Raw genomic sequence first — 12431 nt, forward strand, 5'->3', positions numbered from 1 at the left:
GATCGCTTGCTCCACACCTCTGGGCGCGCATAGCCTTGCGCCTAGCCCCATGCCCCATCTCCTTCTCTGCGGTCACGGCTACCTCGGCCAAGCAATCTCTCGCGACTTCCTTGCAGCGGGATGGGAAGTCACGGCGCTTTCCAGATCCGGCGACGATGGCAGCCTGGCCTGCGACCTTTCCTCAGCAGAGGACGTCTCCTCCTTGAATGTGCAGCCGGACTTCATCGTCCACTGCGCCTCGTCCGGCCGTGGCGGCCCGGAAGCCTATCGCGCCGTTTACCTCGGTGGCTGCCGACACTTGTTAGACCGCTTCCCCGGCGTCCCTCTCCTCTTCACCTCCAGCACTTCCGTCTACGCCCAGGTCGATGGCTCGGAAGTCACCGAGGAAAGCCCCGCCGAGCCCGATCGCGAAACCGGCAAGACCCTTCGCGAAACCGAAGACCTCGTGCTCTCCCGCGGTGGCATCGTCGCGCGACTCTCCGGCATCTATGGCCCGCAGCGCAGCGTCATCCTGAAAAAGTTCCTCTCCGGCGAAGCGGTGATCGAGGAAGATGGACGACGCTATCTGAATCAAATCTACCGCGACGACGCCTCCGCCGCGATCCTCTGCATTTCTTCTCACCTCTCCACCCATCGCTCCCAACTCTTCAACCTCTCCGACTCTCGTTCGCTCACCCAGCGCGAGTGCTACGAGAGTCTTAGTAGCATCTTCTCCCGGCCTCTTCCTCCCACCGGCCCCCGTGACCCCGATCGCAAGCGCGGCTGGACCCACAAGCGCGTCTCAAATGCCAAGCTCCGCTCCCTCGGCTGGGAACCTCGCTTCCCCTCATTCCTCGACGCCGTCATTGCGATCGCCCCCACGCTGTGAGGCCGGCCTCCGTGGAAGAGACCGGCCCCTGCTCTGTCATGGCACTCCACCGCAGGTGCACTCGCATCAGCGGATGAAGCCGAGTCCGGAAACGCGCTCCTTACCGTCGCGCTCCGTCACGGTGATGGTCACGGTGCCGCCGTTGGAATCCGCGGCCACTTCCGTTTTGAGATCGTCATGATGGGAAACCCGCCAATTCGCGAACTGGTCGGGAGTGCCACCGGCTTGGCGGAACGAAGCGGCAAACTGGGTGACGAAAGCCTCCTCAAATTTCGCTTTCTCCGTTTCCGAAGGAATCAGCACATACGCCGCCCCCACATTCTGTCCCATCGCTTCCAAGGTCCCCCAATCAATCGCCGAACGGGCCTTGGCATCGCCGCGAGCCAGCGCTTCGAAGGTATTCTTGGCAAAAGACATGTCGGCTTTGCTTTCCACCTTCTCACACTGTGTGAAGACGAAGGGCATGACGATGGCGAGGGGAATTGCTAGAACTCTCATGGTAATCATGGGTTGTTTCGGGAAGCCGCCTTGGGCCTCCTCGCCAACGTTTTCGCACATGGCGAACCACTTTCCTCCTCACTCATTTTCAACGCCTTGGGCGATTCGGGCGCTGTTCAAATCGTGCAAACCGCATCCACCGACAGGCAAAACCCTCCTTTCCATCTCCATCTGACTTGGCGAGATGCATCACCGCGGTCATCGTGTTGGCATATGCTCCGGCTCCTCTACGTCTTGGTTCTCGCATTCGCTTCCTGTGGCACCGGCGGCAAATCCAAGAAAAGCGCCACCTACCAGCCGGCCGAAGGTGACATCCTCTTCCAATCCTTGCCGAATCCCGCAGGCATGGATCTGGTCGATGCCATCGAAGGCTCGACCAACTCCCCCTATTCGCACTGCGGCATGGTCTTCCAAGAAGAAGGATCGTGGAAAGTCATGGAGGCCATCGGGCCGGTGAAGATCACCCCGCTAACAGAATACGTCTCCCGTGGCCGCGGCGGAAAAGTCTGGGCGTATCGCCTCGACGAATCAAACCGCAAGCACGTGCCCGCAGCCCTCGCCGCCATGCGCAGGGACCTAGGCAAACCCTACGACCCCCACTACCGCTTCGACGACGAGGCCATCTATTGTTCCGAGCTCATCTGGCGCGGATGGAAAGCTGCCACTGGCAAGGAACTCGGCGAAACCGTCATCCTCGGCAGCTTGAATTGGAAACCCTACAAGCCAGTGATCGAGGCAATCGAGGGTCAAGGACACTTGCCCCTCGATCGTGAGATGATCACCCCGCGCGACCTCGCCAAGGCCAAGGAGCTGACCCTCGTGTTCTCGGCGGACTGACGGTCACTCAAGAGCCGTCCAGCGATGGATCGAGACGATCGAACGGAACCACGGGTTATCGACCTGATCCGGCCGCCCCGTGATCACCTTGCCGGGTCCCGGATCAGCCTGGATCCAATCGCCGCCGCCGAGGTGGATCATCACGTGATTACCACCGCGAGTCACGGCGAGGTCTCCCGGCTGCATCAATGCTGGATCCAGTTCCCATAAGGGACCGGCGATACCGACCGGACGGGTGAAGCCACGATAGCCCTCCTTCATCGCCAAGGCACTGGTGTCATACCACCACTGCTCGATCCACATCCGGGCAGCGCGTCCATTGCCGCGGATTGCCTGATCAAGCAAAGCATCCCGCAAGGCCCGCCTCGGCAAGCCGGAGCAATCGATGCCGCGACCACCTTCGCCACCCCACACATAACGCGTCCCTACGAAGCCACGCATCGATGCCAAATAGCGCTCTGTCAGCCTGCCACGATCCAGTTCCCGTCCCGGCATCACAAACGGCAACGCCACCAGCAAAGGAAGACACAGCAACGCGAGCCGCCACTTCTTCCGATCCCACGCCAGCATCAGCAAGCCCACCCACACCGCCACCACCATCACCGGCAAGCCATAGCGCAGCCAACCATTGTGCAGCGGCTGCCAAAGCAAGTAAGCCGCCAAGGCACCGGCATAAAGAACCAGCCTGCTGGAGAACTTCCGTGACATCCCGGCAGCATCATATGGGCACGCCAGCTCGCTCCAGACTCATCCGAAGCTTCACCGAGAATTCACCGCGGCTCCATTCAGGCCCCAGCCGGGATGGTGTTTCAAATCGCTGGCTTGATCCACGCGGGATTCGTGGCAGTCTTCTCTTGTGAATCCCCGACTTCAGATCAGCCCAACGGTTTGTCACGGCAAGCCCGTGATCAGGGGCACACGTGTCCTCGTGTCGACCATTCTGGGCGCTCTAAGCGGCGGCGATTCCATTGAGGTGGTCCTTGAAGACTACCCTTCGATCACTGCAGAAGACATCGCTGCTGCTCTTGAGTTTGCCAGCCGGCTCTCTGACTATCAGATGTCGGGCTACGAAGCAGTCGCATGAGGTTTCTCCTCGACGAGAATTTTCCGAAAGCGGCTGCGAGCTTTCTGGAAGAAGCGGGCCACGAGGTTTTCGACTTTCGGGGAACTGCCGAGGAAGGAATCGAAGATTCGTCGGTCTTCGTCAAAGCTCAGGCCTACGGCGCGGTACTGCTGACAACTGACCGCGACTTCTTCCACACCATTCCCCACCTGTTCGATACGCATGCTGGAGTCGTGGTGATCGCCCTCAGGCAGCCGAACCGGAACGCAATATTATCCCGATTGAAGTGGCTGCTTGCACGGATCGAAGAAGGTTCGTTCGAGAACCGGTGCTTCCAACTCCGCGACTCCACGTGGATCGCGTTTCCTCCCTTGCCCTGAGTTGCTCAATCCAAGGAACCGCTCCCGTCACCTCACCACCTTCGACTCATCCGTCGCCGGATCCCAAATCTTCACAAATCCATTCTGCGGCGACGACGCCTGCCGAACGAGACCACTGGCGGACAAAGCCGACCGCGTCTTGATCGAGTAGCCGCAGCTTTGCAGCGACTGCGCGGTCCAGACGTTGCAAATACGAGGGAAGTAGTAGGAGTAATTCTTCGGGCAGCGGATCAGGCGGCCATTTCCCCAGCTTGAAGGAGCGATCGTTTCCGGAGTGCCATCCGCTCGCTTCGCTGCGCAGCCATTGAGGAAGGCCGCAAGCGCCGGCCCCGCCGAGCGAGGGACATCCGCAATCAAGACCTTCTGATGATGGCAGACCTGCTCCACCTTCCAATCGAAGGGAATGATCTCCATCACCGACGGCGATGGCGTACAAAGCGCGCGAAAGACCTGATAAGGATTCAACCAGCGCTCCTGCACGTAAGCGGTCTCCTCACCCCAGCTCATGTTGACCCACTTGTGATCGCCGGTCTCATGCGGCTTCACATAGCCGCTCTCCACGAGCCACTTCAGATCGAAAACCAGGCCCGTGTGAAGGTTATCGGAGAGCAGGTAGATCGGCACCGTGTCCGCCGAAGCGGCGACCGGCATCGAACGCGTTTCGACACGCTGCCGCGAAACCTCCGGCACCGGCAAATGCAGGGTGCAGGACGCCAGCAAAATCACCGGCAGCAGCGAGACGAAACGAAACAACGACATGGCGGGCGCGGCATAGCCTCCCCGGCCGCCCGGATCAAGGCGTGCCGAAGGAGCAGATGTATTCGCAAGGCTCGCCGGCCACGCGGATGGTGAAGCCGCTGTTGCCGGCCACGTCGAACGAGTTGCCAGCGGAAATCGTGAGCGTCTCGCTGGTGCCATCCAGCACCACCTCGCACGCACCCGCAGTGATCTCCATCACCTCCGGCTCGCCGGTGCCGAAGTGATATTCACCCGGGAAGATCACCCCGAGCGACTTCTTGCGGCCGTCTGCGAGGATCAGGGAGTGGGAGACGACCTTGCCGTCGAAATAGACGTTGGCCTTGGTCGAGACGGTGACGTTGGCAAAAGAGGAAGGTTCCATGTTCATGTCAGAGAATATCGAGGAGCTCCACGTCGAAGACCAGCATGCCGGCAGGAGCTCCGGGAGGCGGATTGTTGCCGTAGGCGAGGTTCGCGGGGATCCAGAAGCGGCGCTTTTCACCGCCTACCATGAGCTGCACGCCTTCGGTCCAGCCGGGGATCACGCCATTGAGCGGAAAGTCGATCGATTCACCGCGGACGACCGAGCTATCGAAAAGCCTGCCGTCGGTGGTCCAGCCGGAGTAGTGCACTTCCACCCGGTCGGTCGCCTTCGGATGGCGGCTGCCATTGCCGGGCGAGAGTACCTTGGAAGCAAGGCCGCTCGCGGTCTTGATCGCATCGGCCGGCGGCGCGGCCACGTCTTCCGGGACCGGCGGCGGCTCGGGAGCCTTCTTGATGTCGAAGAGCTCCACGTCGAACACCAGCATGCCCTTCGGCGCACCCGCACGCGGGTTTTCGCCGTAGGCAAGGTTGCCCGGAATCCAGAAGCGGCGCTTCTCACCGGTCACCATGAGCTGCAGGCCCTCGGTCCAGCCGGCGATCACGCCATCGAGCGGGAAGGAAATCGTTTTACCGCGGTCGACGGAGCTGTCGAACTGCCGGCCATCCGTCGTCCAGCCCGAGTAGTGGACCGTCACCGTGTCAGCCGGTCCCGGCTTTTCCGTGCCGGAGCCGGCTTGGAGGAGTTTCGAGGCCAAGCCCGTGGGGCTCGTGATGGCATCGGCGGGCGGGGCGGCTACGTCGGCAGGAGCGGCGGGCATGGCGGCCGGAGGGTTGGGCCGTAGCCCCTCCCTGTCAATCCACCGAATCCCCCGATTGTGTCGCAGTTTCGGCCAGACGGCGATCCATCCAAAACGGACCAAAAGGCACGATCGACATCACTCCGGCCAGCACGGCCTGCCGTTTGGTGAGCAGCCGGTCGCCCCACGCCTGGAAAATCAAATACAGCAGGAGCATAAAGAGCGCTCCGTGAATCGGGCCGAAGACCTTTACCCCAAGCGGCATGTCGGCGACGCGCTTCGCCACCGAGCACCCAATCAGAATCAGGAAGGACACCGCCTCCACCATCCCCACGAGACGGATGCGGCCGATGGGATCGCGAAAATCGGGAGCACTCATGACGCGCCGAAGGGAGCAGCGGACGGACCAATGGTCAACTGCACGGCGGCACCAGACATCGTCCGGCCCCTTGGAACTTATTGTCAGCCTTTCTTGTCTCCGGATGGCCCCCATGTTTAAAACTTGGGGGATCGTTGCAAAATACGTCCCGACCCTTCCATGAAACACCGCATCGCTGTCTTCTCCCTGGCCCTGCTCGATTCCGCTCTTGGCGCTGGGTTCCAGCTTCAAGAGCGCTCCGCCGCCGGCCTCGGCCGGGCCTTCTCCGGTGAAGCGGCGATTGGCGATGACGCCACCGTGATCGCCTCGAACCCAGCGGGCATAGTCTTGTTAGAAGACGAATGGTCCTTCGCCATCGGCGCCAGCGGGATCTTCCCGGATGTGGAGGTCAATGGGACCTACTCCCCGCCAGCGCCCGCGCCACCAGGCACGGTGATTCCTGCCCCCGCGGGCAACGTCTCCGACGACGCCTACCTTCCCTACCTCTATCTCGCCAAGCGCCTCAACGACCACCTCAGCCTTGGCTTCGGCGCCTACACCACCTTCGGGCTCAAGTCCGACTACCCCCTCGCCTTCCCCGCTCGGACGGTCGCCGATTTCAGCGAGCTCGTTTCCATCAATCTCAATCCCTCACTCGCTTGGCGGATCAACGAGCAGTGGTCCGTCGGTGCCGGCTATGACGCACTCCACGGAGACGGTACCCTCATTTCGAGCTTCCCCGCGACCCAGCCTGCACTGGATTTAGCCGGTGACGACTGGGGACACGGCTACAACCTCGGCGTGCTGTTCGAGGCGACGGAAAGCACCCGCTTCGGCCTGCACTACCGCTCGAAGATCGATCTCGAACTGGAAGGCCGCGCCGTCTCCGCGATCCCGGCCTTCAATGGCCCGGCGACCCTCGCCGTCGAACTACCGGCGAGCGTGGAATTCAGCGCAGTTCACGATTTCGCCGACTGGTCCATCCACGGCGACATCATGTGGACCGACTGGAGCGCCTTCCAGCAACTCGCGCCACACATCGCCGGCGCGCCCGCCCAGCCGCCGGCCACCCAGGAGAATTGGAAGGATTCATGGCGCTTCGCCGTCGGCACCACTTGGCGGGCCAGCGAGACATGGACCTTCCGCGCCGGCGTTGCCTACGACCACGCGCCGGTGAGCGATGCGAACCTCACGCTGCGCATCCCGGACGCCGACCGCCTCTGGCTCAGCGCCGGCTTCTCCTGGGAATTCTCGCCCTGCTGGACGCTCGACTTCGGCTACACCCACATTTTCGCGGACGATGTCTTCATCACCGACGGCAGCGCTGCCACGGGCGTCTTCCAAGGCAAGGCCACCGGCAGCGGCGATGTCGTCTCGCTCGGCATTTCGGCAGGGTTCTGACCGCTTTTGCCATCGCCATGCGAAGCTATAAGCCGTAGCCTCATCTTCGAATGACACCCCGCGTCAAGCAAACGGCCTCGATCACCATTGGAGAGTTTTTCGAGCGCCACGCTGCGGCCCTGTCATTGACGCTGTTAGGGGAAAAGCACGGCTTCGAGCGCCCGATCAGCGAGCCCGCGCCAAACCGCCCCGGCCTCGCGCTGGCCGGCTTCTTCAGCTACTTCGCCAAGAAGCGCATCCAGGTGCTGGGGAATTCCGAAATCTCCTACCTGAAAAAGCTCACCCCGCAGATGAGCGCCGAGCGCTTCCGCCGCATGTGCGAGCGGGACATCCCGGGCATTGTCATTTCCCGCGGTGCCACGCTGGCCGAGGAGCACATGCAGATCGCGGCAGAGCACCGCATCCCGGTCTTTGGCACCACGCTGGTGACCATGAAATTCCTCAATGCCGCCACCCTGCGGCTGGAGCACGAGTTCGCGCCAAACGTCACCATGCACGGCTGCATGGTCGACCTGCGAGGCATCGGCGTGCTCATCATCGGCAAGAGCGGTGCTGGCAAGAGCGAGACCGCCATCGGCCTGATCGAACGCGGCGGCGCGCTGGTCGCCGATGACATGGTCCGCATCAAACTCGTCGGCGGCGAGCTCAACGCCTCCGCCCCCGCCCTTTCCCGTGGCTATCTGGAAATCCGCGGCATCGGCATCGTCAATGTCGCCAACCTCTACGGCCTCGCCTCCATCCGCCCGGAAAAGCGCCTCGATCTCGTCGTCACCCTGATCGCCCACGCCGACCAGAACGAAATCGACCGCCTCGGCCTCCAGCCGAAGTCCTACGAAATCCTCGGCCAGCAGGTCCCCCACGTCGAAGTCCCCGTCGCCCCCGGCCGCGATACCGCGCGCATGGTCGCCATCGCCGCGCTGGACCAGCAGCTCCGCCGCCTCGGCTACAACATGGCCGACGAGTTCAACCAGCGCCTGCTCCGCCACATGGCAGGAGAGGTGTAGGAGAGGCTGTCGCCAAACGCGAAAGCGGAACCATCAGAAAGCGCTCTTCACAGCGCGGCGCGCCGCCTTTGCCGGCAGGCCCAATATTCTTCCAAACACTTCGATTGGTGATTGGAAGATTGATGATTCGGCCTCCAGCCGCCTCACTCCTCCTCAAACTTCCGCCCGATCAGGTCTGCCAGCGCATCCAGCGCGGCATCAGCGTCGGAGCCATCGGCGGCCACGCTAATGACCGATCCATGGCCGGCGGCCAGCATCATGAGACCCATGATGCTCTTGCCATCGACTTCCTCGCCGTCCTTTTCGACGCGCACTTCCGACGAAAAACGGCTGGCCGTTTTCACGAACTGAGCCGCGGGACGGGCGTGGATACCGAGCTTGTTCTGGATGGTAAATTCGCGCTGCGCCATGGGTGGTCGTTCGGGACGGGCGGAGCCTAGGAGGTTGCCCCCCATCCTTCCAAGGGATTTTTTTGCAGCTCGCAGGGGTTGAGGGCTCCTGGACCTGATTTTTATTCTTTGAAGGATGGCCCCGGCCTCACAGCATGCGTGCAGAAACGCCGATGGCCGACAAACAGGAAACCGTGCTTCAAGGCACCCCCGTCTCACCGGGGATCGGAATCGGCCCGGTGCATGTGGTCGCCCGCGGCTTCTCCGCCCCTGAGGTCTACGAGATTTCCGAAAAGGACATCCCCGCCGAGCAGGAGCGTTTCAAGGCCGCCTTGGAGGAAACCAAGGGGCAGCTCGATGAATTGCAGGAGCGCATCAAGGCGATCTCCGGCGAGGAGGAGAGCCGGATCTTCGAGGCCCACCTGATGGTGCTGGAAGACCGCGCCATGCTTGACCGCGTCGCCGAAGCCATCTCCACCCGCCGCCAGAATGCCGAGTTTGCCTTCTACGCGGTGATGCAGCATTTCCTGGAAGCGATGCGCCGGGTCCCGGACCCCTACCTGCGCGAGCGCACCGCCGACTTGGAAGACGTCTGCCAACGCGTGCTGCGGAATTTCCGCGAGGAGGAAACACCGCGCCATACCGAGCCGGACGGGCAGCACATCCTCGTCGCCTACGATCTCTCTCCGTCGGACACCGCCGCGATCAATCGCCGCCACGTCCTCGGCTTCGCGACCGAGCTCGGCAGCGTGAACTCTCACACCGCCATCCTCGCCCGCTCGCTCGGCCTCCCGGCCATCGTCGGCATCGAGGACGCCGTCCTCGACATCCGCACGCTCACCCCGGCAATCCTCGACGGCTACACCGGCCGCCTGATCCTCCACCCGTCCGAGGAAACACTCGCCCGCTACCGGGAGATCCAAGACCGCAAGGAAAAGGTCCGCCTCGACCTCGAATCCCAGCGCGACGAGGACACCACCACGACCGATGGGCGGGCGATCACGCTTTCCTCCAATATCGAGTTCATCGACGAAATCGCGTTCGTGCAAAACAGCGGCGCGAAGGGCGTGGGTCTCTACCGCACCGAGTTCCTGCTGCTGGACGGCGAGGAAATGCCGGGCGAACTGGAGCAGTCGGAAGCCTACACGCGGCTCGCCAAGGCTCTGGCTCCCCACCCCGTCATCATCCGCACGCTGGATGCCGGCGGGGACAAGCTGCCGGTGGAACCGCTCACCGAACCGGAGCCAAATCCCTTCCTCGGCTGGCGCGGCATTCGCGTCTCGCTCGACCGGCCCGGCATGTTCAAGGAGCAGCTCCGCGCCATCCTGCGCGCCAGCGCCCATGGCAAGCTCGCTGTGATGTTCCCGCTCGTATCCGGCCTCGGCGAGGTCCGTCGCGCCAAGAACTATCTCAAGGAGTGCATGGACGAGCTGGCCCACCAGGGTGTCCCCTTTGATGAAATGCTCGAGACCGGCGTGATGATCGAGGTCCCCAGCGCCGCCATCATCGCCGACCTGATTGCTCCGGAAGTCGATTTCTTCTCCATCGGCACCAATGACCTCATCCAGTACACCGTCGCGGTGGACCGGGTGAATCACCACGTCGCCGAGCTTTACCGGCCCACCCATCCAGCCGTAGTCCGCCTCATCAAGCAGACTGTCAATGCGGCGGTGAACGCCGGCATTTGGACCGGTGTCTGCGGGGAAATGGCCGGCGATATCCGGCTTACGCCGCTGATGTTAGGCCTCGGCGTCGAGGAACTCTCGGTCGGCCCGCATCAAGTCCCGCGCGTCCGCCGCGCCATCCGCGCACTCAGCCACTCCGAGTGCGTGGCCATGGCCGATGAAGCGCTCAAGACACCGCTGAGCCCGGAGATCATGAATGCCACCGTCGGCTTGGCCCGGAAGTATTATCCGGAGCTACTGGACTGATTCACGTCTTCAGCGCGGAGCTTTGGTAGCGCCTTTCCCGTCCCGACGAGGAACCAGCGAGATTCGTCCCGGGCTGAAAACCAGATTCGCATCGGCCTGCCCGGCCACTTCAATCAGCACCTCGAGCAAGGTCTTCCCCTCGCGCTTGAGGGTGATCTTTCGGTTCGATTTTTCTCCGAAACCTTCAGCGTCGATCTCCACCCGATAGTCTTTCGGGATGTCAGCGGTGTTCAGAAAATCCACCGCCTCCTCCAGCGAGGATTGGTCGAGATTGAGGATCGGAATCGTCCGGTTGGAAACATGTAGGAAAGTCCACTCCAGCGTCTTGTCAGGCGGAGGCCCCGAGGGTTCGAAGCCGCACGTAACTCCCGCCAAAAAAAGCGAAATGACGACGAGAAAGCGGGGAAACCATTTGAAACCCATGCCTCAACGAACCGCATCAATCCAGCGAAGGCAATCCCGCGCTGCCCTGGTCGATCACTGCTGCCGCTGCTGCATGTCCTGCATGCGCTTCTGAATCCGCTCGGCCACATTCGTCGGCAGCGAATTCTGGCTGATCCACTGCGAGGCGGTGTTGTAATCTTTACGCAGCCAGCCATCTAGCATGCGGCCGTACAGCCGCGACTGCTGATCCTCATTGGTGAGCTTGCTGATGTAGTTCACCGCGATGTCCGGGGCCTCGCCGAAGGAGTTCCACACGAACTGCTCGTAAACGCGGTCGTTCGCATCGCTGGCATGGGCATCCAGGAAATCCGCGGCGGCGCGGGGATCCGTCATCGCCATGCTGTTGGCCACGCCACGCAGGGCATTGGTGCGGACATCGCCGGCAGGCAGCCCCTTGTAGTAGGCCACGGCAGCATCCTTGTCCTTTTCCATCCAGGCGGAAATCACGTTGTCCATCGAGCGATCGGCAGCTTCGCCCGGGTTCTGCATCAGCCACGCGGCCATACCGGCTGGATCCTTGGCCGCCAGTGTTTCGGCGATGCGGCTCATGGCACCCTGCTTCAGCGACTCGTCGGCCATTCCATCGGCCCACGCCTTCGCAGCGTCAGAACCTTGGGCCAGGATCGTCGGCAGCAGCACACTGAGAGCTTCGCCGCGCTCTTCGGACATCGTCATCCCAGCCAGGAGCTGCGACGCACGCGCCGGATCGCTGGCGGCGAGTCCCTGGATAACGCCGATCATCCACGGGTTTCCTTCGCCCTCTTTGGTTTGGTGATTTTGCTCGGCCCAGCGGATGGCGCCGTCCGGATCGTAGGCCGCCCAAGCCGTGAGAATGGTATTGCGGGCGAAACGGTTTCCGGTGTTCGCCTTGGCATATTCCAGCGCCTGCATCGGGTCCTTTTTCGCCCACGCGCTCAGCAGCATAGAATACTCGGTCATCCGGGTGTCGGTCATGCCGAGCGAGCGGAAAGACGCCACGACCGACTCGAACTCGTTCGGGTCGATCGAATTGACGAAATCCAGCCACGCCTTACTGCGCTCGATCGGGTCGGTGGTGCGCATCAGCGCTTCCATCTTCGCCAGAGCTTCCTCGCCCTTGACCGCGGTGCTCTTGTTGGCGGCGACCCGCTCGGCCAAGCTGCGGCGGGAAGACCCGGCCTCGCCTGACTCTCCAATACCACCCCGGTCCGAAACCTTGCCCGACAAACCGGCGCTACCCTTTTCGCCTGAGGCGCTTGCGTCGGCACCAGGGGCAGTCATGCGACCGGCGACAAAGGCTCCGGCGCTGGCCACGATAACGACGCCCGCGAGGGTCAGGTTGCGATTTTTCGAACTCATGGAGAATTGAAGGATAAACGCCGCCAGACGCGGAATTCGTCTGTCGACAGCCACAAGAGAG

General features: G+C 62.4%; 16 protein-coding genes. 7 read left to right on the plus strand and 9 right to left on the minus strand.

The features are described 5' to 3' along the window. Positions 1 to 49 precede the first annotated feature (49 nt). Complete coding sequence (locus tag WKV53_RS04140) at positions 50 to 868, plus strand: NAD-dependent epimerase/dehydratase family protein (protein WP_341403086.1); 819 nt, start codon at positions 50 to 52, stop codon at positions 866 to 868. A 66-nt stretch (positions 869 to 934) separates the two neighbouring features. Here WKV53_RS04140 and WKV53_RS04145 read toward each other — a convergent pair whose 3' ends face one another. After that, positions 935 to 1366 carry a hypothetical protein gene (locus tag WKV53_RS04145; RefSeq protein ID WP_341403087.1) on the minus strand — a complete coding sequence of 144 codons (432 nt, stop codon included), beginning with the start codon at positions 1364 to 1366 and terminating at the stop codon, positions 935 to 937. A gap of 213 nt (positions 1367 to 1579) precedes the next feature. Here WKV53_RS04145 and WKV53_RS04150 point away from each other — a divergent pair, with 213 nt between their 5' ends. Then, on the plus strand, positions 1580 to 2203 hold the full coding sequence (locus WKV53_RS04150) for a YiiX/YebB-like N1pC/P60 family cysteine hydrolase (RefSeq protein WP_341403088.1): 624 nt from the start codon (positions 1580 to 1582) through the stop codon (positions 2201 to 2203). A 3-nt stretch (positions 2204 to 2206) separates the two neighbouring features. On the opposite strand, the gene WKV53_RS04155 is transcribed toward WKV53_RS04150, so the two are convergent. Beyond that, positions 2207 to 2911, minus strand: coding sequence for an NlpC/P60 family protein (locus WKV53_RS04155; RefSeq protein ID WP_341403089.1), 705 nt, complete (start codon positions 2909 to 2911; stop codon positions 2207 to 2209). Between the two features lie 148 nt (positions 2912 to 3059). Between WKV53_RS04155 and WKV53_RS04160 the strand changes: the two genes are divergently transcribed. Together WKV53_RS04160 and WKV53_RS04165 are read left to right on the plus strand one after the other, a co-directional pair. Next, on the plus strand, positions 3060 to 3287 hold the full coding sequence (locus WKV53_RS04160; RefSeq protein ID WP_341403090.1) for a DUF433 domain-containing protein: 228 nt from the start codon (positions 3060 to 3062) through the stop codon (positions 3285 to 3287). After that, positions 3284 to 3646: a DUF5615 family PIN-like protein gene (locus WKV53_RS04165; protein WP_341403091.1), complete on the plus strand. Its 363-nt coding sequence runs from the start codon at positions 3284 to 3286 to the stop codon at positions 3644 to 3646. The genes WKV53_RS04160 and WKV53_RS04165 overlap by 4 nt, the downstream gene beginning before the upstream one ends. A gap of 27 nt (positions 3647 to 3673) precedes the next feature. On the opposite strand, the gene WKV53_RS04170 is transcribed toward WKV53_RS04165, so the two are convergent. The 4 genes from WKV53_RS04170 to WKV53_RS04185 are packed head-to-tail and all read right to left on the minus strand — an operon-like array spanning position 3674 to position 5884. After that, a complete protein-coding gene (locus WKV53_RS04170) occupies positions 3674 to 4405 on the minus strand; it encodes a DUF2459 domain-containing protein (protein ID WP_341403092.1) in 732 nt (243 codons plus the stop codon). A 34-nt stretch (positions 4406 to 4439) separates the two neighbouring features. Continuing rightward, a complete protein-coding gene (ppnP, locus tag WKV53_RS04175) occupies positions 4440 to 4772 on the minus strand; it encodes a pyrimidine/purine nucleoside phosphorylase (RefSeq protein ID WP_345789629.1) in 333 nt (110 codons plus the stop codon). A 1-nt stretch (position 4773) separates the two neighbouring features. Next, complete coding sequence (locus WKV53_RS04180; protein ID WP_341403094.1) at positions 4774 to 5526, minus strand: FKBP-type peptidyl-prolyl cis-trans isomerase; 753 nt, start codon at positions 5524 to 5526, stop codon at positions 4774 to 4776. A 34-nt stretch (positions 5527 to 5560) separates the two neighbouring features. Then, positions 5561 to 5884: a DUF3817 domain-containing protein gene (locus WKV53_RS04185; RefSeq protein ID WP_341403095.1), complete on the minus strand. Its 324-nt coding sequence runs from the start codon at positions 5882 to 5884 to the stop codon at positions 5561 to 5563. Between the two features lie 159 nt (positions 5885 to 6043). Here WKV53_RS04185 and WKV53_RS04190 point away from each other — a divergent pair, with 159 nt between their 5' ends. Together WKV53_RS04190 and hprK are read left to right on the plus strand one after the other, a co-directional pair. Further along, positions 6044 to 7264 carry an OmpP1/FadL family transporter gene (locus WKV53_RS04190; RefSeq protein ID WP_341403096.1) on the plus strand — a complete coding sequence of 407 codons (1221 nt, stop codon included), beginning with the start codon at positions 6044 to 6046 and terminating at the stop codon, positions 7262 to 7264. 50 nt (positions 7265 to 7314) lie between these two features. Next, positions 7315 to 8268 carry an HPr(Ser) kinase/phosphatase gene (gene hprK, locus WKV53_RS04195; protein WP_341403097.1) on the plus strand — a complete coding sequence of 318 codons (954 nt, stop codon included), beginning with the start codon at positions 7315 to 7317 and terminating at the stop codon, positions 8266 to 8268. A 143-nt stretch (positions 8269 to 8411) separates the two neighbouring features. Here the strand turns inward: hprK and WKV53_RS04200 are convergent, their stop codons facing one another. After that, a complete protein-coding gene (locus WKV53_RS04200) occupies positions 8412 to 8678 on the minus strand; it encodes an HPr family phosphocarrier protein (RefSeq protein ID WP_341403098.1) in 267 nt (88 codons plus the stop codon). 152 nt (positions 8679 to 8830) lie between these two features. Here WKV53_RS04200 and ptsP point away from each other — a divergent pair, with 152 nt between their 5' ends. Continuing rightward, complete coding sequence (ptsP, locus tag WKV53_RS04205) at positions 8831 to 10588, plus strand: phosphoenolpyruvate--protein phosphotransferase (RefSeq protein ID WP_341403099.1); 1758 nt, start codon at positions 8831 to 8833, stop codon at positions 10586 to 10588. 9 nt (positions 10589 to 10597) lie between these two features. Here ptsP and WKV53_RS04210 read toward each other — a convergent pair whose 3' ends face one another. Further along, positions 10598 to 10963, minus strand: a complete 366-nt coding sequence (locus WKV53_RS04210) for a hypothetical protein (RefSeq protein WP_341403100.1) — start codon at positions 10961 to 10963, stop codon at positions 10598 to 10600. Between the two features lie 102 nt (positions 10964 to 11065). After that, positions 11066 to 12370: a hypothetical protein gene (locus tag WKV53_RS04215; protein WP_341403101.1), complete on the minus strand. Its 1305-nt coding sequence runs from the start codon at positions 12368 to 12370 to the stop codon at positions 11066 to 11068. Between the last annotated feature and the right edge of the window lie 61 nt (positions 12371 to 12431).

Source organism: Luteolibacter sp. Y139, assembly GCF_038066715.1.
In the GTDB taxonomy this organism is placed as follows: domain Bacteria; phylum Verrucomicrobiota; class Verrucomicrobiia; order Verrucomicrobiales; family Akkermansiaceae; genus Haloferula; species Haloferula soli.